This is a genomic window from Blastococcus aurantiacus (assembly GCF_900102425.1).
GTDB classification, from domain to species: Bacteria; Actinomycetota; Actinomycetes; order Mycobacteriales; family Geodermatophilaceae; genus Blastococcus; species Blastococcus aurantiacus.
The window spans coordinates 116,117-141,232 of sequence record NZ_FNBT01000007.1; the positions used below are offsets into that span (position 1 = coordinate 116,117).

Consider the following 25,116-nt stretch of genomic DNA (forward strand, 5'->3'; position numbering starts at 1 on the left):
GTGAGGCGGGGAAGGAGGCCTGATGGCCAGCTCTGCCCAGCCTGCCCGGAACGCGGCGCCCTCCAGCGGCGACCCGTCGCCGGGTTCGGTCCTCTCCGCCGCCGACGTCGCCCGCATGGTCGACCGGATGGCCCACCAGCTCATCGAGCGCGCCGCGACCGACGCCGACGCCGGCGACACCACCGCCGGTCTCGCCAACCTCGTCCTGGTCGGCATCCCCACCCGTGGCGCGCCGCTCGCCCGGCGCCTGGCGGCCCGGATCGAGGCGTTCTCCGGGGTGACCGTCGACGTCGCCACCGTGGACATCACGCTCTACCGGGACGACCTCCGCCGCCGCGGCGTCCGCGCCCTGGAGCCCACGGAGCTGCCGGCCGGGGGCATCGACGACCGGCTCGTCGTCCTCGTCGACGACGTCCTCTACTCCGGCCGCTCGGTGCGGGCCGCCCTGGACGCGCTGCGCGACCTGGGCCGCCCCAAGGCCGTGCAGCTGGCGGTGCTCGTCGACCGCGGCCACCGGGAGCTCCCGATCCGCGCCGACCTGGTGGGCAAGAACCTGCCGACCTCGCGCACCCAGAAGGTGTCGGTCCGGCTGGTCGAGACCGATGGTGTCGACGAGGTCCTGGTCACCGAGGAAAGGGTGGCGGGGCGGGTGGACGAGCCGTGAAGCGGCACCTGCTGGAGGCCGCCGACCTCGACCGGGACGACGCGACGCTGGTACTGGACACCGCGGCGCAGATCGACCAGGCCCTCGCCGGCCGCGAGGTCAAGAAGCTGCCCACGCTGCGCGGGCGCACCGTGGTGAACCTCTTCTACGAGGACTCCACCCGCACGCGCATCTCCTTCGAGCTGGCCGCCAAGCGGCTCTCCGCCGACGTCATCAACTTCTCGGCCAAGGGCAGCAGCGTCTCCAAGGGGGAGAGCCTCAAGGACACCGCGCTGACCCTGGAGGCCATGGGCGCCGACGCCGTCGTCGTCCGGCACTCCTCGTCGGGGGCGCCACACCGGCTGGCGAACTGGGTGCGCGGCAGCGTGGTCAACGCCGGTGACGGCACCCACGAGCACCCCACCCAGGCGCTGCTGGACGCCTACACGATCCGGCAGCGGCTGGGCCGGGTCGAGGGCGTGCGGGTGGCGATCGTCGGCGACGTGCTGCACAGCCGGGTGGCCCGCTCGAACGTCGGCCTGCTGCACACCCTGGGCGCGGAGGTCACGCTGGTCGCCCCGCCCACCCTGCTGCCCGTCGGTGTCGGGAGCTGGCCGGCCGAGGTCTCCTACGACCTGGACGCCGTGCTGCCCAAGGTCGACGTGGTGATGATGCTGCGCGTGCAGGCCGAGCGGATGAACGCCTCGTTCTTCCCCAGCGCCCGGGAGTACAGCCGCCGCTACGGCCTGGACGCCCGCCGGATGGGGGCGCTGCCCGACGACGCGATCGTCATGCACCCCGGCCCCATGAACCGCGGGATGGAGATCGCCGCCGAGGTGGCCGACTCCGCCCGCTCCACGATCGTCGAGCAGGTCGCCAACGGGGTCTCCACCCGCATGGCCGTGCTCTACCTGCTGCTCGGAGGCGCACCCCAGTGACGAGCTACCTGATCAAGGGGGCGCGGCCCCTCGGCGGCGACCCCGTCGACATCCACATCACCGACGGCCGCATCTCCGCCATCGGGAACTCCCTCGATGCGACCGGCGCCGAGGTCGTCGAGGCCGCCGGCCTGATCGCGCTGCCCGGCCTCGTCGACCTGCACACCCACTTGCGCGAGCCCGGCCGCGAGGACGCCGAGACCGTGGAGACCGGCAGCCGGGCCGCGGCGCTCGGCGGGTTCACCGCGGTGCACGCCATGGCCAACACCGACCCGGTGGCCGACACCGCCGGCGTCGTCGAGCAGGTCTGGCGTCTCGGGCAGGAGGCCGGCCTGGTCGACGTCGTCCCGGTGGGTGCGGTCACCGTCGGCCTGAAGGGCGAGCGGCTGGCCGAGCTCGGCGCCATGGCCGACTCGGCCGCCCGCGTCCGGGTCTTCTCCGACGACGGGCACTGCGTCGCCGACCCCGCGCTCATGCGCCGGGCGCTCGAGTACGTGAAGGCCTTCGACGGCGTCGTCGCCCAGCACGCCGAGGAGCCGCGGCTCACCGTCGGCGCGCAGATGCACGAGGGCGACCGTTCCGCGAAGCTCGGCCTCACCGGCTGGCCGGCCGCCGCGGAGGAGGCGATCATCGCCCGCGACGTGCTGCTGGCCGAGCACGTCGGCGCCCGGCTGCACGTCTGCCACGTCTCGACGGCGGGCTCGGTGGAGATCCTGCGCTGGGCGAAGTCCCGCGGCGTGCAGGTGACCGCCGAGGTCACCCCGCACCACCTGCTGCTCACCGACGCCTGCGCCGAGAGCTACGACCCGGTCTTCAAGGTCAACCCGCCGTTGCGCACCGACGCCGACGTCGAGGCGCTCCGGGCCGGGCTGGCCGACGGCACGATCGACGCCGTCGGCACCGACCACGCCCCCCACGCGGTGGAGGACAAGGAGAGCGAGTGGGCGCAGGCCCGGCCCGGCATGCTCGGGCTGGAGCAGGCGCTCGCGGTGGTCATCGAGACCATGGTCGAGCCCGGCCGGCTCGACTGGGCCGGCGTCGCCGACCGCATGTCGGTGCGCCCCGCGGCGATCGGCCGCCTGGACGGCCTGGGCATCCGGTCGCAGGGCCGCCCGATCGCTCCCGGTGAGCCCGCGAACCTGGTCCTGGTCGACCCGGCGGCCCGCGCGACGGTCGACCCCGCGGCGCTGGCCAGCCGCAGCCGCAACAGTCCCTATGCCGGCCGGGAGCTCCCCGGCCGGATCGTCGCGACGTTCCTCCGGGGGACCGCGACGGTGCTCGACGGAAAGGCAACACGGTGAGGCGACAGGAAGTGAGCATCGCAGCGAGGTCTGCGAGCGAGGAGCGGAACGACCGCGGAGCCGAACGGTGGGCGGAGTGAATCAGGCAATCCTCGTGCTCGAGGACGGACGGACGTTCCGGGGCGAGACCTACGGCGCGGTCGGGACGACGGTCGGCGAGGCGGTGTTCGCCACCGGCATGACCGGCTACCAGGAGACGCTGACCGACCCCAGCTACGCCGGTCAGATCGTGGCCATGACGGCCCCTCACATCGGCAACACGGGGGTGAACGACGAGGACGACGAAAGCCGCCGCATGTGGCCGGCCGGCTTCGTGGTCCGCGACCCCGCCCGCCGCACGTCGAACTGGCGGTCGACCGGCAGCCTGGACGACCAACTGGTCGCCCAGGGCATCGTGGGCATCAGCGGCATCGACACCCGCGCGCTGACCCGCCACCTGCGCGACCGCGGGGCGATGCGGGCCGGCATCAGCACCGAGCTGGGGGCCGAGGAGCTGCTGGCGCGGGTCACGGCCGCCGAGGGCATGACCGGCGCGGACCTGGCGCCGACGGTGAGCACCGGCGAGGCCTACGTCGTCCCGGCGGTGGGGGAGAAGCGGTTCACCATCGCCGCCCTCGACCTGGGCATCAAGACCGCCACCCCCCGGCACCTCGCGGCGCTCGGCGTCGAGACGCACGTGCTGCCCTCGACGGCGACGGCCGAGGAGCTGCTGGCGGCCGGCCCCGACGGGGTGTTCCTCTCCAACGGCCCGGGCGACCCGGCCGCCGCCGACTACGCGGTGGAGGCGGTGAAGGGCGTGCTCGACGCGCGCCGTCCGCTGTTCGGCATCTGCTTCGGCAACCAGATCCTGGGCCGGGCCCTGGGCCTGGGCACCTACAAGCTGCGCTTCGGCCACCGAGGGCTCAACCAGCCGGTGCTCGACAGGGTCAGCGGCACGGTGCGGGTGACCAGCCACAACCACGGCTTCGCCGTCGACGCCCCGCTGGACCGGCCCACCGACACGCCCTACGGGCCGGTGGAGGTCAGCCACGTCGGCCTCAACGACGACGTGGTCGAGGGCCTGCGGCTGCTGGAGACCCCGGCGTTCAGCGTCCAGTTCCACCCCGAGTCGGCCGCCGGGCCGCACGACGCGGCGCCGCTGTTCCAGCGCTTCGTCGACCTGATGGAGTCCGCCCGCACCGGGGACGCGCACGCCGGGGGACCGGCGCCCGTGGTGGAGCACAGCACGGGGGAGAAGGCCTGATGCCCAAGCGCACCGACCTGAAGCACGTCCTGGTCATCGGCTCCGGGCCGATCCTCATCGGCCAGGCCGCCGAGTTCGACTACTCCGGCACGCAGGCCTGCCGCGTGCTGCGCGCCGAGGGGCTGCGGGTCAGCCTCGTCAACAGCAACCCGGCGACGATCATGACCGACCCCGAGGTCGCCGACGCCACCTACATCGAGCCGCTGACCCCGGAGTTCGTCGAGAAGGTCATCGCCAAGGAGCGCCCCGACGCGCTGCTGGCCACCCTCGGCGGGCAGACCGCGCTCAACATCGCCATCGGTCTCTACGAGAACGGCGTGCTGAAGAAGTACGGCGTCCAGCTCATCGGTGCCGACGTCGACGCGATCAACCGCGGCGAGGACCGGCAGCTGTTCAAGGACATCGTCCGCTCCATCGGCGCCGACGCCCCCCGCTCGACGGTGTGCTCCACCGTCGAGGAGGCGCTGGCCACCGCCGACGAGGTCGGCTACCCGGTCGTCATCCGGCCCAGCTTCACCATGGGCGGGCTGGGCTCGGGCTTCGCCACCGACGAGGCGATGCTCCGCCGGATGGCCTCCCACGGGCTGGCCGACTCCCCGGTGCACACCGTCCTCATCGAGGAGTCGGTGCTGGGCTGGAAGGAGTACGAGCTCGAGCTGATGCGCGACCGCAGCGACAACGTGGTGGTCATCTGCTCGATCGAGAACATCGACGCGATGGGCGTGCACACCGGCGACTCGGTGACCGTTGCCCCGGCGATGACGCTCACCGACGTCGAGTACCAGAAGATGCGCGACGTCGGCATCGCCGTGCTGCGCGAGGTCGGGGTGGACACCGGCGGCTGCAACATCCAGTTCGCCGTCAACCCCGCCGACGGCCGGCTGGTCGTCATCGAGATGAACCCGCGCGTCTCCCGCTCCAGCGCGCTGGCGTCGAAGGCCACCGGGTTCCCGATCGCGAAGATCGCCGCCAAACTGGCCATCGGCTACACCCTGGACGAGATCACCAACGACATCACCGGGGTCACCCCGGCCGCGTTCGAGCCGACGCTGGACTACGTCGTCGTGAAGATCCCGCGGTTCGCCTTCGAGAAGTTCCCCGGGGCCGACCCCCGGCTGACCACGACGATGAAGAGCGTCGGCGAGGTCATGTCGATGGGCCGCAACTTCGCCGAGGCCCTGGGCAAGGCCATGCGCTCCACGGAGACCAAGGTCGCGGGCTTCTGGACCGGTCCGGAGGACACCCGGACGGCCGACGAGCTGCTGGAGGCGCTGCGGACGCCGGTCGACGGCCGGCTCTACACCGCCGAGCAGGCGCTCGCCGCCGGGGCGACGGTCGAGCAGGTCGCCGAGGCCAGTGGCTTCGACCCATGGTTCGTCGACCAGATCGCGCTCGTCCGCGAGGTGGCCGACGAGGTCCGCGACGCGCCGTCCCTGACCCCGGAGGTGCTGCGCCGGGCGAAGCGGTTCGGGCTGTCCGACCGGCAGATCGCCGCGCTCCGTCCGGAGCTGGCCGGTGAGGACGGTGTCCGGTCGCTGCGCTGGCGCCAGGGCATCCGGCCGGTCTACAAGACCGTCGACACCTGCGCCGGGGAGTTCGCCGCCCGCACGCCGTACCACTACTCCTCCTACGACGAGGAGACCGAGGTCGAGCCGCGCGAGAAGCCGGCGGTGCTGATCCTGGGCTCCGGTCCGAACCGGATCGGGCAGGGCATCGAGTTCGACTACTCCTGCGTGCACGCGGTGATGGCGCTGCAGGACGCCGGCTACGAGGCGGTGATGGTCAACTGCAACCCGGAGACCGTCTCCACCGACTACGACACCGCCGACCGCCTGTACTTCGAGCCGCTGACGTTCGAGGACGTCCTCGAGGTGGTCGAGGCCGAGCGCGCGGCCGGGCCGGTCGCCGGGGTCATCTGCACGCTCGGCGGCCAGACGCCGCTGGCGCTGGCGCAGCGGCTCAAGGACGCCGGCGTGCCGGTGCTGGGCACCTCGCCCGAGGCCATCGACGACGCCGAGGACCGCGGGGCCTTCAGCCGGGTGCTGTCGGACACCGGGCTGCTCGCGCCGAAGCACGGGATGGCGACCACCTACGCCGAGGCGCGGGCCATCGCGGCCGGCATCGGCTACCCGGTGCTGGTCCGGCCCTCCTACGTGCTGGGCGGCCGCGGCATGGAGATCGTCTACGACGACGCCACGCTCGAGGCCTACATCGCCAAGGCCACCGACGTCAGCGTCGACCACCCGGTGCTGGTGGACCGGTTCCTGGAGGACGCCGTCGAGATCGACGTGGACGCCCTCTACGACGGGACCGACCTGTACCTGGGCGGGGTCATGGAGCACATCGAGGAGGCCGGCATCCACTCCGGCGACTCGGCGTGCGCCCTGCCCCCGATCACGCTGGGGACCGCGGACCTGCTCAAGATCCGGGCGGCCACCGAGAAGCTGGCCGAGCGCATCGGCGTCCGTGGCCTGATGAACGTCCAGTACGCGATCAAGGACGACATCCTCTACGTCATCGAGGCCAACCCGCGGGCCAGCCGTACGGTGCCCTTCGTCTCCAAGGCCACGGCGGTGCAGCTGGCCAAGGCCGCCGCCCGCATCGCGGTGGGGGAGACCATCGCCGAGCTCCGCGCCTCGGGCGTGCTGCCGGCGACCGGCGACGGCACCGACCTCCCCGAGGGCGCACCGATCGCGGTCAAGGAGGCGGTCCTGCCCTTCAACCGCTTCCGGACCGTGGAGGGGTACGGCGTCGACACCCTGCTCTCGCCGGAGATGAAGTCCACCGGCGAGGTCATGGGCCTGGACACCGAGTTCGGCACCGCCTTCGCCAAGTCGCAGGCGGCCGCCTACGGCTCGCTGCCGACCGAGGGCACCGTCTTCGTGTCGCTGGCCAACCGCGACAAGCGGGGGGCGATCTTCCCGGTCAAGCGGCTGGCCGACCTGGGATTCCGCATCCTCGCCACGGCCGGCACCGCGCAGGTGCTGCGGCGCAACGGCGTGGCCGCGGAGGTCGTGGGCAAGTTCAGCGAGGGCCCGGGCAACGTCGTCGAGGCGATCCTGGCCGGCGACGTCGACATGGTCGTGAACACGCCGTTCGGGGCGCCGGGCAACAGCGGTCCGCGTCTCGACGGCTACGAGATCCGCACCGCCGCCGTGTCCGCCGGCATCCCGTGCATCACGACGGTGCAGGGCATGGCCGCCGCGGTGCAGGGCATCGAGGCGCTCCGCCTGGGCGGCATCGGGGTGCGCAGCCTGCAGGAGGTGCACGCGGCGCTGGCCGGCGGCACGCACGGCGGCCCCAGCACCTTCTCGGGAACCGGGCAGTGACGACGTCGTCGCCGGACGCCGTCCGGCGCCTGCGCGACGACGTCGTGGGCCGCGGGCTGGTGGCGGGGCTGCCCGCGGCGTTCCTCGCGGGGATCACCCGGTTCGGGCAGCCGCCCCGGGCGGAGCTGGACGCGCTCGCGGCCGAGGTCGACGGCCTGGCCGGGCGGCTCGCGTCCGGGGCGGTCCACGGCGGCGACCTGCCGCTGCTGACCCGCGTTCTGTACCTCGCCGGGCAGGCCGATCTGCTCGCCGTCCACGGCGTTCTCAGCCCCATGTACGACCTGCTGGGCGGCTTCCGGGACAACCTCGCCCGCCCGCTGGGTCCTCGGCAGCCCGGGCGGCCCACGGCGGGGACCCGGCGCTGGCCGCTGCTGGGACGCCGGATCGGATTTCCGATCGGCGTGCCGGCCTGCGTCCTCAACGGGAGCGAGGCCTGGGTGCGGCACAACGTCGCCAACGGCTGGAACGTGCTGACCTACAAGACGGTCCGCGGCCGCGCCCATCCGCCCAACGAGCAGCCGAACTGGGTGTTCGCGGCGCGGGAGACCGCGAGCCTGCCCCCGGGGGCGGACGCCGACGTCGTGGCGGATCCGTGGGACTGGGTGCCCCCGGGCAGCCCGGAGGTCAGCAGTGTCAACTCCTTCGGCGTCCCCTCGCCGGAGCCGGAGGAGTGGATGGCCGATCTGGAGCGTGCCCTGCAGGCTGTCGGTGACGAGCAGCTGCTGCTGGTGAGCGTGATGGGGGAGGACGCCGACGGCACCGGCCGGGTCGCCGACCTCGCGGCCGACTTCGCCCGCACGGCGCTCATGGCCCAGGAGGCCGGGGCGTCGGTGGTGGAGCTCAACCTCTCGTGCCCGAACACGCTCGACCGGACCGCTTCCGGGGTGAAGCCGCCGCTGTGCCTGGACCCTGGCGCGACCGTGACCGTGGTGGACACCGTGCGCCGGGCGCTGGACGACCGCACCGGGCTGGTGGCCAAGCTCTCCTGGCTGGACGAGCCGCGGCTGAGCGCCCTCGTCCCCGAGCTCGCCTCCCTCGTCGACGGCATCGCGGGGATCAACACCGTGCAGAGCCGGGTGCGCCGCCGCGACGGCACGCCGACCTTCCCCGGGCGCGAGCTCGCCGGGTTGTCCGGCATCGCGGTGCGGGAGCCGGCCCTGGACTTCACCCGCCGGCTGGTCGCACTGCGCGACGCGGGAGGGGCGCCCTTCGACGTCCTCGCGATGGGTGGGGTCACCGATACCGCCTCGTTCGAGGCGTTGTTCGGCCTCGGCGCGGACGCCGTGCAGTCCGCGGCCGGCGCGTTCGCGGACCCCTTCCTGGCGGCGGCCTGCGTCGCCGAGCTGGGGACCACCCTGCCCCGAGCCGTGGAGGCCCCGTGAGCCAGCCGTTCGGACAGCGCCTCGCCGAGGCGGTGACCGCTCGCGGCCCGCTGTGCGTGGGCATCGACCCGCACGCGCCGCTCCTGGAGAAGTGGGGGCTGCCCGACAGCCCCGACGGCCTTGCGCGGTTCACCGACGCCGTCGTCGACGCCCTGGCCGGCTCGGTCGCCGTCCTGAAGCCGCAGCTGGCCTTCTACGAGCGGCACGGCTCGCGAGGGCTGGCGGTACTGGAGGACGGCGTCGCGGGGGCCCGGGCCGCCGGTGCCCTCGTGCTGCTGGACGCCAAGCGCGGCGACATCGGCTCCACGATGGACGCCTACGCCGACTACCTGCGCCCCGACCACCCGCTGGCCGTGGACGCGTTGACGGTCAGCCCCTACCTCGGCCCCGGCTCGCTGCAGCCGGCGGTCGACACCGCCCGCGCGCACGGCGGAGGGCTCTTCGTGCTGGCGCGGACGAGCAACCCCGACGCCGGCACCCTGCAGCTCGTCGGCGAACCGTCGGTGGCCCAGCGGGTCGTGGACACCGTGCGCGGCTGGAACGCCGGAACGCCGGCCGGCTCCTTCGGCGTCGTCGTCGGCGCCACCCTGAGCGAGCTGGACGTCGACCTCACGGGGCTGGGCGGGCCGGTCCTCGCGCCGGGCCTGGGTGCCCAGGGGGGCTCGCCCGAGGACCTGAGGCGGCTGTTCGGCACCGGGACGCTCGTGGTGCCGACCGTCTCGCGCGACGTCCTCGCTGCTGGGCCGGACGTCGCCGCGCTCCGCGCAGCCGCGCAGCGATGGGCCGCAGCGCTAGCGCGGTAGGCCGGTTCTGCGGCGTGTCGCGCCATCGGCGTGTCGCGCTGGGGGGCCGAGCCGTGCGGCCCCGGCAATTGCGAGACAGCACCGTCCGCATCAGGTCGTGACCTGCGCCGATCACCGTGGGTGAGCGCGGTGGTGGACTGCGGGTGAACGCGCCGGGGTGTGGTGCGGACCGCTCGACACACGGTGTCGTGACCTGCGGATTTGCCCGACACTGCGCAGGTCGCGAGGCTCTTCCCGCACGTCCTACGTCCCCTTCCAATCCGCGAGCAGACCCGCCGGGCACCGATGCCGGCGACGACACGATTGGGTTGCACCATGCCCCTTCCCGACCTGTCCCCGGAGCAGCGCGCCGCCGCACTCGAGAAGGCCGCTGCTGCCCGCAAGGCGCGCGCCGAACTGCGCGAGCGGCTCAAGAGCAAGGGTGCGACCGTCGGCGACGTCCTCAAGCAGGGCGAGACCGACGAGGTCATCGGCAAGATGCGCGTCTCGGCCGTCCTGGAGTCCCTCCCGGGAGTCGGCAAGGCGCGGGCTGCGAAGATCATGGAGCGCCTGGAGATCTCCCCGACGCGCCGCGTGCGGGGGCTGGGTGCCAACCAGCGCCGTGCGCTGGAGACGGAGTTCGGCGGCGACCAGGTCGTCTGACCCGTCCCGGAGCGCGCGGAGCACGACCCGGACGAGGACGACGAGTGGCATCGAACACACCGGCACGGCTCACCGTGCTCTCCGGACCCTCCGGGGTCGGCAAGGGCACCGTGGTGGCCGAGGTCCGGCGGAGGCACCCCGACGTGTGGGTGTCGGTGTCCGCGACCACCCGTCGTCCGCGCCCGGGCGAGACCCACGGCGTCCACTACCACTTCGTCTCCGACGCCGAGTTCGACCGGCTGATCGAGACCGACGGCCTGTTGGAGTGGGCCGAGTACGCGGGCAACCGCTACGGCACCCCGGTGGCCCCGGTGCGCGAGCGGCTGGCCGCCGGGGCGCCCGCTCTGCTGGAGATCGAGCTCCAGGGCGCGCGGCAGGTCCGGGCGCGGGCGCCCGAGGCCCAGCTGGTCTTCCTGGCGCCGCCGTCCTGGGCGGAGCTGCAGAGCCGGCTGGCCGGACGGGGCTCGGAACCCGCGGCGGTCCAGGAGGCGCGGCTGCGCATCGCGCAGGCCGAGCTGGACGCCGCCGGTGAGTTCGACCGGGTGGTCGTCAACGACGACGTGGCCCGCGCGGCGGACGAGTTGGTAGGCTTGCTGACTGCGCCCTCGCCCGGACTCGTGCCGGGGGAGTAGCGCCCACGAGGAAGAGCACCGCCGGCGGCCCCGCCGGACGCTTCCTGCCGACAACGTTTGAGGAGCACGCCCGCCCGTGTCCGGAGTCGCACCTGCCCCCGAGGGCATCACCAACCCGCCGATCGACGAGCTGCTCGAGCGCACCAGCAGCAAGTACGGCCTGGTCATCTTCGCCGCCAAGCGCGCGCGCCAGATCAACGCCTACTACAGCCAGCTCTCCGAGGGCCTGCTGGAGTACGTCGGTCCGCTGGTGGACACCGCTCCCCAGGAGAAGCCGCTCTCGATCGCGCTCCGCGAGATCAACGAGGGCCTGCTGACCCACACCGCCGGCGAGAACTAGGCCGCAGAAGGACCTCGTCGCCCCCACGCCTCGCATGCTCGGCGTGGGCCCCTGCGACGCGGCCGTAGCCAGAAGTGATGACGACGCCCCCGGCTCCGGCCGGGGGCGTCGTCGTGTCTGCGGCAGGATGAGCGCATGAGTCGGATCGTGCTGGGCGTCAGCGGTGGCGTGGCCGCCTACAAGGCGGCCCTGCTGCTGCGCGCGCTGACCGAGGCCGGGCACGACGTCCGCGTCGTCCCCACTCCGTCGGCGCTGCACTTCGTCGGTGCCGCGACGTTCGAGGCGCTGTCCGGCCATCCGGTCACGACCGACGTCTGGTCCGACGTCGACGAGGTGGCGCACGTGCGGATCGGCCAGGAGGCCGACCTCGTCGTCATCGCGCCGGCCACCGCCGACCTGCTGGCCCGCGCCGCGGCCGGCCGGGCCGACGACCTGCTCACCGCCACGCTGCTCACCGCGCACTGCCCGGTGGTGTTCGTGCCGGCCATGCACACCGAGATGTGGCTGCACCCGGCCACGCAGGACAACGTCGCCACGCTGCGCCGCCGCGGATCCGTCGTGCTGCCGCCCGCGGTGGGCCGGCTCACCGGCCCCGACTCCGGGCCGGGCCGGCTGCCAGAGCCCGCCGACATCGCCGCCCTGGCGACCGTGGTGCTGGGATCCGGAGCAGCGGCGCTCGCGCACGACCTCACCGGCCGGCGGGTGGTCATCAGCGCCGGTGGCACCCGCGAGCCGCTGGACCCGGTCCGCTACCTGGGCAACCGCTCGTCGGGCAAGCAGGGCTGGGCGCTGGCCCGGGTCGCCGCCGCCCGGGGTGCCGAGGTCGTGCTGGTCGCGGCCAACGTCGAGCTGCCCGCCCCGTTCGGCGTGGGGGTGGTGCCGGTGGGCACCGCCGAGGAGCTGCGGTCGGCGATGCACGCGCAGGCAGCGGATGCCGACGTCGTGGTCATGAGCGCCGCGGTCGCCGACTTCCGCCCCGCCAGCGTCGCCGGCGCCAAGATGAAGAAGGACTCGGCGGGGGAACCGGACTCGGTGCCGCTGGTCCGCAACGCCGACGTCCTCGCCGAGCTGGTCGCCAAGCGGGCGCCGGGGCAGCTGGTGGTGGGCTTCGCGGCCGAGACCGGCGACGCCGACGCCGACGTGCTCACCCACGCCCGGGCCAAGCTGGCCCGCAAGGGCTGCGACCTGCTGGTGGTCAACGACGTCTCCGGGGACCTGGTCTTCGGGCAGTCGGACAACGCGGTCGTGGTGCTGGCCGCCGACGGGGAGAGCACCGAGATCCCACGCGGCCCCAAGGACACCGTGGCCGCCGGCATCTGGACCGTGGTGGCGTCCCGCCTGTCACCCGTCCAGGCATAGCCGTCCCCGGGCGCACCCGCGCCGACGATCTGCCCGTCCCGGGCGGGTAACGTGCCCCCCGAGTCGTGGTAGCGAGCGGCTCGCCGTCTCGTGTCCAGCGACCCAGGAGTACCGCCATGTCACGCCGTCTCTTCACGTCCGAGTCGGTCACCGAGGGGCACCCGGACAAGATCGCCGACCAGATCAGCGACTCGATCCTGGACGCCATGCTCGCCCAGGACCCGAAGAGCCGCGTCGCCGTCGAGACCATGATCACGACGGGCCAGGTGCACATCGCCGGCGAGGTGACCACCGCCGGCTACGTCGACATCGCCTCCATCGTCCGCGAGACGGTGCTGCGCATCGGCTACGACTCCAGCCGCAAGGGCTTCGACGGCGCGTCCTGCGGCGTCAGCGTCTCCATCGGCGCGCAGTCGCCCGACATCGCCCAGGGCGTCGACACCGCCTACGAGGCCCGCACCGGCTCGGCCGAGGACGAGCTGGAGCGCCAGGGCGCCGGCGACCAGGGCCTGATGTTCGGCTACGCCACCGACGAGACCCCCGAGCTCATGCCGCTGCCGATCGCGCTGGCCCACCGCCTGGCCCGCCGCCTGTCGGCCGTGCGCAAGGACGGCTCCGTGCCCTACCTGCGTCCCGACGGCAAGACCCAGGTCACCGTGATCTACGAGGACGACAAGCCGGTCGCCGTCGACACCGTGGTGGTCTCCTCGCAGCACGCCGAGGACATCTCCATCGACCAGCTGCTCGCCCCCGACATCAAGGAGCTCGTCGTCGAGCCGGAGCTGGCCGCCCTCGGCCTGCCCACCGACGGCTACCGCCTCCTGGTGAACCCGACCGGCAAGTTCGTCATCGGCGGCCCCATGGGCGACGCCGGGCTGACCGGCCGCAAGATCATCGTCGACACCTACGGCGGCATGGCCCGGCACGGCGGCGGCGCCTTCTCGGGCAAGGACCCGTCGAAGGTGGACCGCTCCGCGGCCTACGCGATGCGCTGGGTGGCCAAGAACGTCGTCGCCGCCGGCCTGGCCAAGCGCTGCGAGGTGCAGGTGGCCTACGCCATCGGCGCCGCGCACCCGGTCGGCCTGTTCGTCGAGACCTTCGGCACCGGCACCGTCGCCGACGACGTGCTGGAGAAGGCGATCACCTCGGTGTTCGACCTGCGCCCGGGCGCGATCGTGCGCGACCTCGACCTGCTGCGTCCGATCTACGCCCCGACGGCGGCCTACGGCCACTTCGGCCGCACCGACGTCGACCTGCCCTGGGAGCGCCTCGACCGCGTCGACGCCCTCCGCGCGGCCGTAGGCCAGTAACCCCACTGGGCACCCCCGCTCCGACCGACGACCCGGGTCCCGCGCGCCTGCCGCGCGTGGCCCGGGTCGTCGTCGACGTGCCCCTGGCGCACCTGGACCGGCCGTTCGACTACGCCGTCCCGGAGAAGCTCGAGGACACCGTGCAGGCCGGGTGCCGGGTACGGGTGCGCTTCCACGGCCGGCTGGTCGACGGCGTGGTGTGGGAGCTGGGGAACTCCACCGACTTCGCCGGCGCGCTGCAGCCGCTCTCGCACGTCCCCTCCGGAGAGCCGGTCCTCACGCCGCAGGTCGCCCGGCTGGTGCGCACGGTCGCCGACCGCTACGCCGGGACCGCCAGCGACGTCCTCCGGCTGGCCCTCCCGCCCCGGCGCGCCGCGGCGGAGAAGCGGGAGAGCCCGACGCCCGACGCGCTGCCGGAGCCGCCGGACCCTGCCGGGTTCGCCCGCTACACGGCCGGGCCGGCACTGCTCGACGCGCTCGCGGAGGGCCGACCCGCGCGGGCGGTCTGGACGGCGCTGCCTGGGGAGGACTGGCCCGCCCGGCTGGTCGAGCTCTGCCGTGCCGCGCTGTCGGGCCGGCGCGGCGCGCTGGTCGTCGTGCCCGACGGCAAGGACCTGGACCGGCTCGCCGCAGCCGCGGCCGGCCTGCTGCCGGCGCACTCGTTCACGGTGCTGCGGGCCGACGACTCGCCGGAGAAGCGCTACCGCTCCTTCCTGGCGGCGTCCCGGGGTGCGGCGCAGGTGGTGCTGGGCACGCGCGCGGCGATGTTCGCGCCGGTCCGTGACCTGGGCCTGGTGGTGGTCTGGGACGACGGCGACGACCTGCACTCCGAGGAGCGGGCGCCCTATCCGCACGCGCGCGACGTGCTGGTGCAGCGTGCGTGGCTCGACGACTGCGCCGCCGTCGTCGCGGGCACCTCGCGGACCGCCGAGGGTGCGCTGCTCGTGGAGTCCGGCTGGGCGCACGAGCTGGTGGCCGACCGCACCGTGCTGCGTGCCGCCGCGCCGCGGGTGCAGGCGTTGGGCGAGGACTTCGAGCTGGCCCGGGACGCCGCGGCGCGGTCGGCCCGGCTGCCGTCGCTGGCGCACGAGGCGGCGCGCAAGGCGCTGGCGGCGGACACCCCGGTGCTGGTCCAGGTGCCCAGGCGCGGCTACGTGCCCTCGCTGGCGTGCGCGCGGTGCCGGGCGCCGGCCCGCTGCGCCCACTGCGCCGGGCCGCTGGGCATCTCCCCGCGCCCGGGTCCGGGCGGCACGCGGATCCCGGCCTGCCGCTGGTGCGCGCGCCCGGCGGCCACCTTCGACTGCCCGCACTGCCACGGCACCAAGCTGCGGGCCTCGGTGATCGGCGAGTCGCGGACCGCGGAGGAACTGGCCCGGGCCTTTCCCGGGGCGGCGGTGCGGACGTCGGGCAGCACGTCGGGGGTGCTGGCGTCGGTGCCCGGTGGCGCGGCGCTCGTGGTGGCGACCCCGGGGGCGGAGCCGGTGGCCGAGGGCGGGTACGGCGCCGCGCTGCTGCTCGACTCGTGGGCGCTGCTGGGCCGGGCCGACCTGCGGGCGGGGGAGGAGACCCTGCGGCGCTGGATGAACGCCGCGGCGCTGGTCCGCCCGGCGTCCGCCGGTGGGCACGTGGTCGTGGCCGCGGACGCCGGGCACCCCGTCGTCCAGGCGCTCGTGCGGTGGGACCCGGCCTGGCTGGCCGCCCGCGAGCTGGCCGACCGCCGGGAGCTGGGCTTCCCGCCGGCCACGCGCATGGCGTCGGCCTCCGGCTCGCCGGCGGCGCTGGCCGAGTTCCTCGAGGCGCTGCGGTTGCCCGATGGTGCCGACCTGCTGGGGCCGGTGCCCGAGCGGCCGCGCCCCGGTCAGGAGGGGGAGCGGGAGCGCTACCTGGTGCGGGTGCCGCGGGCCGCGGGTGCGGCGCTCGCGCACGCGCTGGCCGAGGTGCAGGGCGTGCGCAGCGCGAAGAAGGTGCCCGAGCACGTGCGTGTGCAGCTGGACCCGCTCGATCTGGTCTGAGTCGGCGCGGACCTGCCAGGATGCGGCCGTGCGGACGATCGGCCTGCTGGGCGGGATGAGCTGGGAGAGCAGCGCGCTGTACTACCGGCTGCTCAACGAAGCGGTGCGCGAGCAGCTGGGTGGACTGCACTCCGCCCGGTGCGTGCTGCTGTCGGTGGACTTCGCGGAGATCGCGCGCCTGCAGGAAGCCGGGGACTGGGACCGCGCCGGCGAGCTGCTGGCCGCCGACGCCCGCTCCCTGCAGGCGGCCGGGGCGGAGATCGTCCTGCTGTGCACGAACACGATGCACACGGTGGCCGACGCGGTGACCGCCGGCCTCGAGGTCCCGCTTCTGCACATCGGCGACAGCACCGCCGAGGCGATCACCGCGGCCGGGCTCACCCGGGTCGGGCTGCTGGGCACCCGCTACACGATGGAGCAGCCGTTCCTGGCCGACCGGCTCACTGCGGCCGGGCTGCAGGTCGTCGTCCCCGAGCAGGCCGACCGCGACCTGGTGCACGGGGTCATCTACGAGGAGCTGGTGCTCGGGGTCGTCCGCGAGGAGTCCCGGCAGGCCTACCGGGAGGTGGTCGACCGGCTGGTCGCCCGCGGCGCGCAGGGCGTGATCCTCGGCTGCACGGAGATCGAGCTGCTGGTCGGGCCGGACGACGTCGACGTCCCGACCTTCCCGACGACGGCGCTGCACGTCGCAGCGGCCGTGCGCGCCGCGCTGGCGGGAGAGCCGCCCGCGGTGCCGCCTACGATCGACGGGTGAGCGTCACCCCCATCCGGCTGTACGGCGACCCCGTGCTCCGCACACCGGCGGCCCCGGTCGTCGACTTCGACGCCGAACTGCGGCAGCTGGTCGCGGACCTCACCGAGACCATGCACGCGGCCGGCGGAGCCGGGCTGGCCGCCCCGCAGATCGGCGTCGGCCTCCGCGTGTTCACCTGGTTCGTCGACGGCGAGGTCGGCCACCTGGTCAACCCCGACGTCACCGCGGTGGGCGAGGAGATCCAGGACGGGCCCGAGGGCTGCCTGTCGATCCCGGGGCTGCGCTACGACTGCCGGCGTCACCTGCACGTGGTGGCCTCAGGCTGGAACATGCACGGCGACCCGGTGCGCGTGGAGGGCTCGGAGCTGCTGGCCCGCGCCATCCAGCACGAGACCGACCACCTCGACGGCGTCCTGTTCGTCGACCGCCTCGACGAGGTGGCCCGCACCGAGGCGCTGGCCGAGCTGCAGGCGGCCGAGTGGGCCGGCATGGGCGCCTACCTGCCGGCCCCTGCTCCCATCGTGAAAGTGAGCCCGCACTGAAGGTCCTGTTCGCCGGCACCCCGGCCCCCGCCGTCCCCTCCCTGGAGGCGCTGCTGGCCTCGGAGCACGAGGTGGCGGCCGTCCTCACCCGGCCGGACGCGCGGTCCGGCCGCGGCCGGAAGTCCAGCCGGTCCCCGGTCGCCGAGCGCGCGGATGCCGCCGGGGTGCCGGTGTTGCAGCCGCGGTCGCCGCGCGAGCCGGAGTTCCTGGCGCAGCTGGCCGACCTCGCCGTCGACTGCGCGCCGGTCGTCGCCTATGGGGCGCTGATCCCGCAGTCGGCGCTCGACCTGCCCGCGCACGGCTGGGTGAACCTGCACTTCTCGCTGCTGCCCGCCTGGCGGGGCGCCGCACCCGTGCAGCACGCGATCATGGCCGGCGACGAGATCACCGGTGCGGCGACCTTCCGCCTGGAGGCCGGCCTGGACACCGGACCGGTCTACGGCACCGTCACGGAGGCGATCGGGCCCCGCGACACGGCGGGAGACCTGCTGGGGCGGCTGGCCGTGAGCGGCGCCCAGCTGCTCGTGGCCACGCTCGACGGCATCGCCGCAGGGGCGCTGGAGCCGCAGCCCCAGCCGGCCGAGGGCATCAGCCTCGCGCCGAAGGTGGAGCCGGCGGACGCCCGCGTCGACTGGGCGCTGCCCGCCCACGTGGTCGACCGGCGCATCCGCGGGGTCACACCCGCGCCCGGTGCCTGGACGACGTGGCGCGGCGACCGGCTGCGGCTCGGCCCGGTGACGCCCGTGGCCGACGGCCCGGAACTGGCGGCCGGCGAGCTGGGCGGTGTGGGCCGCGACGTCCTCGTGGGCACCGGCAACGGCAGCGTGCGGCTGGGCGAGGTGCAGCCGGCCGGCAAGCGCATGATCCCGGCGGGCGACTGGGCGCGCGGCGCCCGCCTGTCCGCCGGCGACCGGCTGGGGGAGGGGTGACCCGCTTGCCCCAGCGTCCGGCCGGAGGGCCGCGGCGCGGGAAGCGCCCGCACCCCGCCACGCGGCGGCGTCCCCTGGACGGCGCCCGCCTGACCGCCTACGACGTGCTCGACGGCGTGACGTCCCGTGACGCGTACGCCAACCTGCTGCTGCCGCAGCTGCTCCGCGAGCGCGGCCTCGACACCCGCGACGCCGCCTTCGCCACCCAGCTGGCCTACGGCACCCTGCGGGCGGCCGGCACGCTGGACGCGGTGCTGTCCGGGCTGGTCGACCGACCCCTGGGGGAGCTCGATCCGCGCGTGCTCGACCTCCTCCGGCTGGGCGCCTACCAGCTGATCGACCTGCGGGTGCCGTCGCACGCCGCTGTCGACACCACCGTGGACCTAGCCCGGGCGATCGTGGGCACCGGCGCGTCCGGGCTGGTCAACGCGGTGCTGCGCAAGGTCGCCGCCGGCGGTGACCGCATGCAGTGGCTACACGCGCTCGGTGGCGATCGCGAGCAGCAGCTCGCCCTGGCCACCGACCACCCGGCCTGGATCGTCGACGCGTGGCGCGACGCCCTGGGTGGCGAGGAGGAGCTCGAGCCGGCGCTCATGGCCGACGACGCCGCGCCGGAGGTGCACCTCGTGGCCCGCCGGGTGGCACGGGCGGAGCTGGTCGAGGAGTCCGGCGGATCACCTGGCCCCTACTCGCCCTTCGCCGTCCGCCTCCCCGGCGGTGATCCGGGACGGCTGGCCTCGGTGCGCTCAGGGCGGGCGGCCGTGCAGGACGAGGGCAGCCAGCTCGCTGGGTTGCTGCTGACCCGGGCGCCGCTGGAGGGCCCGGACGCCGCCTGGCTGGACATGTGCGCGGGCCCCGGCGGCAAGGCGGGGCTACTGGCGGCCGTCCGGCCCGAGGGCGTGCGGCTGACCGCGGCCGACCGTGCTCCGCACCGCGCCGACCTGGTCCGCCAGGCGCTGCGGGACGAGGCCGACGTCGAGGTGCTGGCCGCCGACGGCCGCGAGGCCCCGTGGCAGGCCGGGTCGTTCGACCGGGTGCTGCTCGACGCGCCGTGCACGGGGTTGGGCGCGCTGCGCCGTCGTCCCGAGGTGCGCTGGCGGCGCACGCCCGAGGACGTCGCCCCGCTGGTGGAGCTGCAGGTGGAGCTGCTGGCGAGCGCGCTGGCGTCGGTGCGGGTCGGGGGAGTGGTCGCCTACGTGACCTGCTCGCCGCACACCGAGGAGACCGTCGGCGTCGTCGAGGTGGCGGCCGCCCGCGATGACGTCGAGGTGCTGCCGGTCGCGCCGCTGTTCCCGGAGGTGCCGGGCATCGCGCGAGGGGACTACGGGCAGCTGTGGCCGCACCGGCACGGCACCGACGCGATGTTCATGGCGCTGCTCCGCCGCATCCGCTGATACCGGCGTCTCAGAAGGGCGGCGGCTCGTCGTCCGGCTCGGGGATGCGGAGGCCGGGTGGTCGGGTGGCCCGGGTGACCCCGCTGGGGGTGCGGACGGTGAGCGTGCCGTCGGCGGTCATCGTGAAGCGCCAGCCCGCTGCGTGGGTCTTGAGCCGGTGGTGCCGACGGCACAGGCAGCACAGGTTCTCGCAGGTCGTCCTCCCGCCGTCTTCGTGCGGGAGGACGTGGTCGAGGTCCGTCCGGCCCGCGGAGTTGCGGCAGCCGGGATGCCGGCAGGTGCGGTCCCGGGTGGTCGTGTAGCGACGCTGGGCGGGACTCGGCCGGTAGCGGTCCACGGCGGCCGGACGGTCGAGCAGCGCGCACCGGCAGTCACCGTCCCGGTGGGACAGGCAGCCACGGCGGACGAGGCGCTCGAGTTCATGCCGGGTGACCACGGCGCGCAGGGCTCCGGTCGACGGGTCGGTCAGCGCAAGGTGCAGCGTGCCGCCCGCCGGCGCCTGGAGTCCGCCGGGGCAGAGGGCGTCCAGCTGTTCGAGCAGCTTGCGCAGGTGCCCGGCGGTGATCGGTTCGCCGTCGACCTCCGCCGGTGACGCGGGAGCGCAGTGATCGGCCGGCGACCCGGCGGGTGCGGCGCAGTCGCCCTGTGCCGCGGCCCCGGACAGGAGCGTGCCCAGATCCGCCGACACGGTCAGGTGCGCGGTGACCGGCGGCCGGGAGTCGTCCCACGGACGGAGGACCAGATCGGCCAGGACGCCGACCCGGAGCTGACCGATCGGCTGGGAATCGCCGTCGCCCCAGGCCAGGCGGGCGTGAGCGTCGACCGCCTCGCGGATCGCGGCGGCCAGCGGCTGGGGCAGGAAGGCGCGGAGCTCGGCCATCCCGTCGCGGACGGGGGTGAGGGTGACGTCAGCGCAGCGCTCGGCCCGCTTCCGGCGGCGGTCCGCGGCGGTGGCGTCCACCCGGAGCAGCTCCGCCCGTGCGAGCGCCCGCAGCCGGGACACCGACACGGTGGCCGCGCGCGGCAGCAGAGCCGCCTCGATCCGCTGGAGGACCACCGGCTCGAGGTCACGGGCCGCGTCGGCAAGTTCGACGGCCAGCGCACGTGCGCGCGGCCAGTCCAGTTCGCCGTCGGCGAGCGCCGCCCACGTCGACGGCAGCCGCTCCACCAGCACCCAGGCGGTGTCGGCCAGCACGGTGGCGGCCGTGCGTGAGCAGTTCAGGACCAGAGCCAGTTCATCGGCGAAGAACTCGCTCACACCGGCCGTCGGCTCCCGCCCCGGCCCCGGTGACCAACCCTCCGACGCCGCACCCGGCTCGCCGAGCACCCGGTCCGCGCTGTCGGGGCGGCGCCCGGCCAGCCCGGCGACCAGCTCAGCCTTGTAGGCGGCCAGCGCCGACTCCACCTGGACCAGCCGCTGCAGCTCGGCGGCGATCTCACCGTCGGTGCGGGCGGCGACCGGCAGCAGGTCGCTGAGCCGGCCCGGCCGGGCGGTCACGCCCACCGGCAGTGGCTGCTCGGGCCACGGCACGGTGGTCAGCGGCGTGACCGACACCGCCACTCCGTAGCCGCCGCCCATGTCGAACATGCGTTCGACGATAGGTGCGGGGTGTGACAGTTCCAGCCGGTGCGACAGCGGAGCCCACAGCCGGCCCCGTCGACGTGAGGCGCCGTGGGGTCAGGACCCGCCGGTCTCGTCCTCGCTGTCGAAAGCGAGCGTCAGCGTGGAGTGGTAGGCCGGGGAGGCTCCGGACACCTCAACACTGCTTCGCACCGGCGCCTGGTCAGCAGGCCATACCTCGACGGCGCGGAAGGCGTACCCGTCTTGTTCGGCCGCCTCGAAGGTGAACTCCACGGTCAGTCCGGCATCGAGCTCCCTGTACCCGGGGACGAGGACGGCTGAGAAATGCATCCAGCAGCCGCCCGGAGTGGCCGCGGAGTCGAGGACTCCCCATCCCTCCTCGGCATGCCACACGCGGACCTCGCCTCGTGACGTCATGCACCCAGTATCGCGGCGACGCCTGATCAGGTGCCGGGATGCGACGCGCCAACCCACCGATCGAGCAGCGACCACACGTCCACCGTGAGGGGGGGACAGCGGTCAGCCGACCTGGTCGACCGCCCGCTCGGCGTACGGCGGGTCGTCCAGCCAGCGGCGGGCGCGCTGCCGGGAGATCCGGTCGACGACCACGGCGCCGACCGCGACGGCGAGCAGAGCCGGGGCAGGAGCGGCGTCCCAGCCGTCCTCCCGCTGCCACCCGACGAGTGCGCAGCCGACGGCCCGGGCCGCCAGAACGAGGGGCAGCCCCCACGCCGGCCACGGCGAGCGGGTCAGTGACTCCCGCGCGTGGTCCTGCGTCGCCGCCCGCACTTCCGGATCGGGGTCCTCGTGCCTGCGCAAGCGCCGCAGCGGTCGCCATGCGGGTGAGCCGCGTGCCGTAGGGGTGCCAGAGCCGGCGCCAGACGAGGACGGCGAGCACGAACGGCACGCACCCGCCCTGCTCCCAACCGATCAGCGCGTCGGACGCCCAGCCGACGACCGCGACCACCGCCCAGGCGCCGGCGATCCAGCGGACGTACGCGCTGTCCCACACGCCAGCGTTCCTCCTCCGGCCGACGTCGATCAGTCCCGCGGCGGGCCGGGCGGACCGGCGAGCCAGCGTCGCCCGGCGCGGGCCTCGCGCTCGGCGGCGTACAGGTGGACCACCGCGCCGACGACCACGAGGACCGCTCCGGGCACGGCCCATGCCGGCTGGTCCCACTGCCCGAAGGCCAGCAGGAGACCGACCGCGGCGAGCGCCAGCGACCAGGCGATGTAGCGGCCGGCGACGAAGCCCTCCGCGGTGGCGTCCGCTGCCTCGCGTCGGCCGACGCCGGGATCGACCGAGCGCAGGACCGCGTACTCGGCCAGCAGCACCCCGGCCTGGTCCTCCCGACCGCGCTCGGTGCCGAACTGCCACACCGCCGCCCCGGCCACCAGGAGCAGGACAGCAGCCACGCCGAACCACGCCGCCGCCGTCCGCGACGCCGGTTCGAGGAGCAGCAACGCGGCGCCGGCCAGGAGCGGCAGCTGGGTGCCGCACTGGGTCGCCAGCGTCTCCCGGGCGCGCTGGGCCGCCTCCGCCGTCGCGTCGTCGGCCAGCTCGCGGGCGGGCGTCCGGGTGGCGTCGGTCACGCGCGCAGGCTAGGGCACCCGTCGGCCCGACGAGCCCATCCGCGCCCGGCGGTCAGTCGCGCGGGGGACCGGGCGGATCGGCCAGCCAGCGCCGGGCGGCCCGCGTCAGGCGCAGCTTGTCGGCCAGGAGCACGACGCAACCGATCGACACCAGCACCGCGCCCGGCACGGCGGTGGCGAGGCGCTCCCAGGAGGCGAGCGCCAGCTGCGGCGCGAGGAACAGCGGGAGCAGCAGGAGCCACGTCCACTCGCGCGCCATCTGCTGCGCCTGGCGGTCAGCGGGCGCGCGGCGCCCCGGCCCCGGGTCGACGTGGTGCACGACGGCGTACTCCGCGATCAGCCGGCTTCTCTCCCGCCGGCGTCCCGCTGCGGTACCGAACGCCAGCCAGACGATCGCCCCCAGAAGCGCCGCGAAGGCCGCTGCCGTCGTCCACCCCTCCGCCGACCATCGAGCCGGGTCGAACCGGAGGAGGACGAACCCGACGGAGAGGGAGGACAGGCCCAGCGCGACCACGCGCAGGTTGTGTCGGGCACGCTCGGCGACCTTCGCCGTCGCGTCGTCGCCGATCTCCCGGGTGGGAGCCCGTGTGCCGTCCGTCACGCGCGCAGGTTAGGGCACCCGGAGGCGGCAGGAACACGGTTCCGCCCCACCTAGACTCCGTCCGTGTCCCGGCAGCCCATGATCGCGCCCAGCCTGCTCTCCGCCGACTTCGCCCACCTGGCCGACGAGGTCGCCCGCGTCGCGGACGCCGACTGGCTGCACGTCGACGTCATGGACGCGCACTTCGTCCCGAACCTGACCCTCGGCCTGCCGGTGGCCCAGGCGATCCAGGCGGTCAGTCCGGTCCCGCTGGACTGCCACCTGATGATCGAGGATCCGGACCGGTGGGCGCCGGGCTACGCCGAGATGGGCGCCCGCAACGTCACCGTCCACGCCGAGGCCTGCACCGACCCGCGCGCCGTCGCCCGTGACCTGCGCGCCGCCGGAGCGCTGGCCGGACTGGCCATCAAGCCCGGCACCCCGCTCGAGGACTACCTCGACGTCCTGCCCGACTTCGACACCCTGCTGGTCATGAGCGTCGAGCCGGGCTTCGGCGGGCAGTCGTTCATCGCCGACGTACTGCCCAAGGCGCGCAGGGCGCGGGAGCTGGTCGACGCCGGCCACCTCACGCTTCTCGTCGAGATCGACGGCGGCATCAACGCCGACACGATCGAGCAGGCCGCGGAGGCCGGCGTCGACATGTTCGTCGCGGGCTCCGCCGTCTACGGCGCCGACGACCCCGCCAAGGCCATCGCAGCGCTGCGCGCGCAGGCCGCCGCGGCGATGTCCGGATGACCGACCCCGAACGGCGGGCGATGGCGCGCGCCCGCTGGCTGGGCGCCTCGGTCCTCGGCACCACGAGCCCGAACCCCGCCGTCGGTGCCGTCGTCCTCGCGGCCGACGGCACGGTCGCCGGCGAGGGCGCGACCCAGCCGCCCGGCGGCGCGCACGCCGAGGTGTGGGCACTCGCGGCAGCGGGGGAGCGAGCCCGCGGCGGCACCGCCGTCGTGACGCTCGAGCCGTGCGCGCACACCGGCCGCACCGGGCCGTGCGCCGACGCGCTGATCGCCGCCGGGGTGGCCCGCGTGGTCGTCGCCGTCCCGGAGCCCACGGAACTCGCCGCAGGGGGAGCCGACCGGCTGCGCGCGGCCGGCATCGACGTCGAGGTAGGTGTCGAGCAGGACGAGGCCGAGCTCGGAGCACTGGGACCGTGGCTGACCGGGGTGCGGGAGCACCGCCCGCAGGTCGTCTGGAAGGTCGCCGCCACCCTCGACGGCCGGGTCGCCGCCGCCGACGGGAGTAGCCGCTGGATCACCGGCGAGCAGGCGCGCGCCGCCGTCCACCGGCTGCGCGCCACCTGCGACGCCGTCGTCGTCGGCTCCGGGACCGCCGTGACCGACGACCCCCAGCTCACCGTGCGCGACGCCGACGGTCGCGACGCCGAGCGGCAGCCGCTCCGGGTCGTCGTCGACCGCCGGGGGCGCCTCCCGGAGGGCGCCCGCGTACTGGACGACGCCGCCCCCACGCTCGTCAGCCGGGCTGCCGACCCGGCCGAGTTGCTGGCCGAGCTCTACGACCGCGACGTGCGGCGGGTGCTGCTCGAGGGCGGCCCGACCCTGGCCGCCGCCTTCCTCCGCGCCGGGCTGGTCGACGAGGCCGTGGTGCACCTCGCACCGAAGCTCCTGGGCGCCGGCCCTGCCCTGGTGGGCGACCTGGGAATCTCTTCGATCGCCGATGCGCTGTCCTTCGAGACGGTCGAGATCCTCCCCATGGGTGGGGACGTGCAGCTCCGCCTGCTGCCCACCCGGCACACTGGGGCCCGACAGTCCGTCCTGGAAGGGAGCTGA

24 protein-coding genes are annotated in these 25,116 nt (G+C 74.7%); 19 read left to right on the plus strand and 5 right to left on the minus strand.

The genetic code is table 11. The annotated features are described in order from the left end of the window. Positions 1 to 22: 22 nt before the first annotated feature. The 17 genes from pyrR (at position 23) to BLS70_RS15105 (ending at position 19,553) form a co-directional block, all read left to right on the plus strand. Positions 23 to 664: a bifunctional pyr operon transcriptional regulator/uracil phosphoribosyltransferase PyrR gene (gene pyrR / locus BLS70_RS15025; protein WP_091769647.1), complete on the plus strand. Its 642-nt coding sequence runs from the start codon at positions 23 to 25 to the stop codon at positions 662 to 664. Beyond that, positions 661 to 1,581, plus strand: a complete 921-nt coding sequence (locus BLS70_RS15030; RefSeq protein WP_091769649.1) for an aspartate carbamoyltransferase catalytic subunit — start codon at positions 661 to 663, stop codon at positions 1,579 to 1,581. The genes pyrR and BLS70_RS15030 overlap by 4 nt, the downstream gene beginning before the upstream one ends. After that, entirely contained in the window at positions 1,578 to 2,882 is a 1,305-nt protein-coding gene (locus BLS70_RS15035; RefSeq protein WP_091769651.1) for a dihydroorotase, read from the plus strand. Before BLS70_RS15030 ends, BLS70_RS15035 begins: the two co-directional genes overlap by 4 nt. Before the next feature lie 76 nt (positions 2,883 to 2,958). Further along, complete coding sequence (gene carA / locus BLS70_RS15040) at positions 2,959 to 4,125, plus strand: glutamine-hydrolyzing carbamoyl-phosphate synthase small subunit (protein WP_091769653.1); 1,167 nt, start codon at positions 2,959 to 2,961, stop codon at positions 4,123 to 4,125. Beyond that, entirely contained in the window at positions 4,125 to 7,454 is a 3,330-nt protein-coding gene (carB, locus tag BLS70_RS15045) for a carbamoyl-phosphate synthase large subunit (RefSeq protein ID WP_091769655.1), read from the plus strand. Before carA ends, carB begins: the two co-directional genes overlap by 1 nt. After that, the gene (locus BLS70_RS15050; RefSeq protein ID WP_255362491.1) at positions 7,451 to 8,836 is read left to right on the plus strand and encodes a beta/alpha barrel domain-containing protein; all 1,386 of its coding nucleotides are present in this window, start codon (positions 7,451 to 7,453) and stop codon (positions 8,834 to 8,836) included. Before carB ends, BLS70_RS15050 begins: the two co-directional genes overlap by 4 nt. Then, positions 8,833 to 9,639, plus strand: a complete 807-nt coding sequence (pyrF, locus tag BLS70_RS15055) for an orotidine-5'-phosphate decarboxylase (RefSeq protein WP_091769657.1) — start codon at positions 8,833 to 8,835, stop codon at positions 9,637 to 9,639. The genes BLS70_RS15050 and pyrF overlap by 4 nt, the downstream gene beginning before the upstream one ends. A gap of 315 nt (positions 9,640 to 9,954) precedes the next feature. Then, positions 9,955 to 10,281, plus strand: a complete 327-nt coding sequence (gene mihF, locus BLS70_RS15060) for an integration host factor, actinobacterial type (RefSeq protein WP_091769659.1) — start codon at positions 9,955 to 9,957, stop codon at positions 10,279 to 10,281. A gap of 44 nt (positions 10,282 to 10,325) precedes the next feature. Next, positions 10,326 to 10,913: a guanylate kinase gene (gene gmk / locus BLS70_RS15065; protein ID WP_091769661.1), complete on the plus strand. Its 588-nt coding sequence runs from the start codon at positions 10,326 to 10,328 to the stop codon at positions 10,911 to 10,913. 76 nt (positions 10,914 to 10,989) lie between these two features. Next, on the plus strand, positions 10,990 to 11,253 hold the full coding sequence (gene rpoZ / locus BLS70_RS15070) for a DNA-directed RNA polymerase subunit omega (protein ID WP_012949163.1): 264 nt from the start codon (positions 10,990 to 10,992) through the stop codon (positions 11,251 to 11,253). 117 nt (positions 11,254 to 11,370) lie between these two features. Continuing rightward, a complete protein-coding gene (gene coaBC / locus BLS70_RS15075; protein WP_500784404.1) occupies positions 11,371 to 12,612 on the plus strand; it encodes a bifunctional phosphopantothenoylcysteine decarboxylase/phosphopantothenate--cysteine ligase CoaBC in 1,242 nt (413 codons plus the stop codon). Between the two features lie 116 nt (positions 12,613 to 12,728). Continuing rightward, a complete protein-coding gene (gene metK / locus BLS70_RS15080; RefSeq protein WP_091769665.1) occupies positions 12,729 to 13,922 on the plus strand; it encodes a methionine adenosyltransferase in 1,194 nt (397 codons plus the stop codon). A 56-nt stretch (positions 13,923 to 13,978) separates the two neighbouring features. Then, positions 13,979 to 15,934, plus strand: a complete 1,956-nt coding sequence (locus BLS70_RS15085) for a primosomal protein N' (RefSeq protein WP_091769667.1) — start codon at positions 13,979 to 13,981, stop codon at positions 15,932 to 15,934. 28 nt (positions 15,935 to 15,962) lie between these two features. After that, the gene (locus BLS70_RS15090) at positions 15,963 to 16,688 is read left to right on the plus strand and encodes an aspartate/glutamate racemase family protein (protein WP_091769669.1); all 726 of its coding nucleotides are present in this window, start codon (positions 15,963 to 15,965) and stop codon (positions 16,686 to 16,688) included. Continuing rightward, positions 16,685 to 17,230 (plus strand): peptide deformylase, encoded by a 546-nt coding sequence (gene def / locus BLS70_RS15095; RefSeq protein WP_091769671.1) that lies wholly within the window; start codon positions 16,685 to 16,687, stop codon positions 17,228 to 17,230. Before BLS70_RS15090 ends, def begins: the two co-directional genes overlap by 4 nt. After that, positions 17,167 to 18,159: a methionyl-tRNA formyltransferase gene (gene fmt, locus BLS70_RS15100; protein WP_255362492.1), complete on the plus strand. Its 993-nt coding sequence runs from the start codon at positions 17,167 to 17,169 to the stop codon at positions 18,157 to 18,159. Before def ends, fmt begins: the two co-directional genes overlap by 64 nt. Positions 18,160 to 18,164: 5 nt before the next feature. Then, on the plus strand, positions 18,165 to 19,553 hold the full coding sequence (locus tag BLS70_RS15105; RefSeq protein WP_439645389.1) for an RsmB/NOP family class I SAM-dependent RNA methyltransferase: 1,389 nt from the start codon (positions 18,165 to 18,167) through the stop codon (positions 19,551 to 19,553). Between the two features lie 10 nt (positions 19,554 to 19,563). Here the strand turns inward: BLS70_RS15105 and BLS70_RS15110 are convergent, their stop codons facing one another. The 5 genes from BLS70_RS15110 to BLS70_RS15130 all read right to left on the minus strand — a co-directional run bounded on the left by BLS70_RS15110 (position 19,564) and on the right by BLS70_RS15130 (position 23,329). Further along, positions 19,564 to 21,141 carry an HNH endonuclease signature motif containing protein gene (locus BLS70_RS15110; protein WP_091769675.1) on the minus strand — a complete coding sequence of 526 codons (1,578 nt, stop codon included), beginning with the start codon at positions 21,139 to 21,141 and terminating at the stop codon, positions 19,564 to 19,566. A 90-nt stretch (positions 21,142 to 21,231) separates the two neighbouring features. Next, positions 21,232 to 21,552 carry a cold shock domain-containing protein gene (locus BLS70_RS15115; protein ID WP_091769677.1) on the minus strand — a complete coding sequence of 107 codons (321 nt, stop codon included), beginning with the start codon at positions 21,550 to 21,552 and terminating at the stop codon, positions 21,232 to 21,234. Positions 21,553 to 21,654: 102 nt separating this feature from the next. Further along, the gene (locus BLS70_RS15120) at positions 21,655 to 21,954 is read right to left on the minus strand and encodes a hypothetical protein (RefSeq protein ID WP_143030428.1); all 300 of its coding nucleotides are present in this window, start codon (positions 21,952 to 21,954) and stop codon (positions 21,655 to 21,657) included. Between the two features lie 222 nt (positions 21,955 to 22,176). Then, the gene (locus BLS70_RS15125) at positions 22,177 to 22,728 is read right to left on the minus strand and encodes a hypothetical protein (RefSeq protein ID WP_091769681.1); all 552 of its coding nucleotides are present in this window, start codon (positions 22,726 to 22,728) and stop codon (positions 22,177 to 22,179) included. A 52-nt stretch (positions 22,729 to 22,780) separates the two neighbouring features. Then, entirely contained in the window at positions 22,781 to 23,329 is a 549-nt protein-coding gene (locus tag BLS70_RS15130) for a hypothetical protein (protein ID WP_091769683.1), read from the minus strand. A gap of 63 nt (positions 23,330 to 23,392) precedes the next feature. On the opposite strand from BLS70_RS15130, the gene rpe reads away from it, so the two are divergent. Beyond that, a complete protein-coding gene (rpe, locus tag BLS70_RS15135) occupies positions 23,393 to 24,064 on the plus strand; it encodes a ribulose-phosphate 3-epimerase (protein ID WP_255362493.1) in 672 nt (223 codons plus the stop codon). Continuing rightward, positions 24,061 to 25,116: a bifunctional diaminohydroxyphosphoribosylaminopyrimidine deaminase/5-amino-6-(5-phosphoribosylamino)uracil reductase RibD gene (gene ribD / locus BLS70_RS15140; RefSeq protein ID WP_091769685.1), complete on the plus strand. Its 1,056-nt coding sequence runs from the start codon at positions 24,061 to 24,063 to the stop codon at positions 25,114 to 25,116. Before rpe ends, ribD begins: the two co-directional genes overlap by 4 nt.

Excerpts from the sequence above, each read along its gene's own strand:
- BLS70_RS15115 (WP_091769677.1), bottom strand. The coding sequence starts at position 21,552 with ATGACGTCACGAGGCGAGGTCCGCGTGTGGCATGCCGAGGAGGGATGG.
- mihF (WP_091769659.1), top strand. The coding sequence starts at position 9,955 with ATGCCCCTTCCCGACCTGTCCCCGGAGCAGCGCGCCGCCGCACTCGAG.
- ribD (WP_091769685.1), top strand. The coding sequence starts at position 24,061 with ATGACCGACCCCGAACGGCGGGCGATGGCGCGCGCCCGCTGGCTGGGC.
- metK (WP_091769665.1), top strand. The coding sequence starts at position 12,729 with ATGTCACGCCGTCTCTTCACGTCCGAGTCGGTCACCGAGGGGCACCCG.
- pyrR (WP_091769647.1), top strand. The coding sequence starts at position 23 with ATGGCCAGCTCTGCCCAGCCTGCCCGGAACGCGGCGCCCTCCAGCGGC.
- BLS70_RS15110 (WP_091769675.1), bottom strand. The coding sequence starts at position 21,141 with ATGTTCGACATGGGCGGCGGCTACGGAGTGGCGGTGTCGGTCACGCCG.
- carB (WP_091769655.1), top strand. The coding sequence starts at position 4,125 with ATGCCCAAGCGCACCGACCTGAAGCACGTCCTGGTCATCGGCTCCGGG.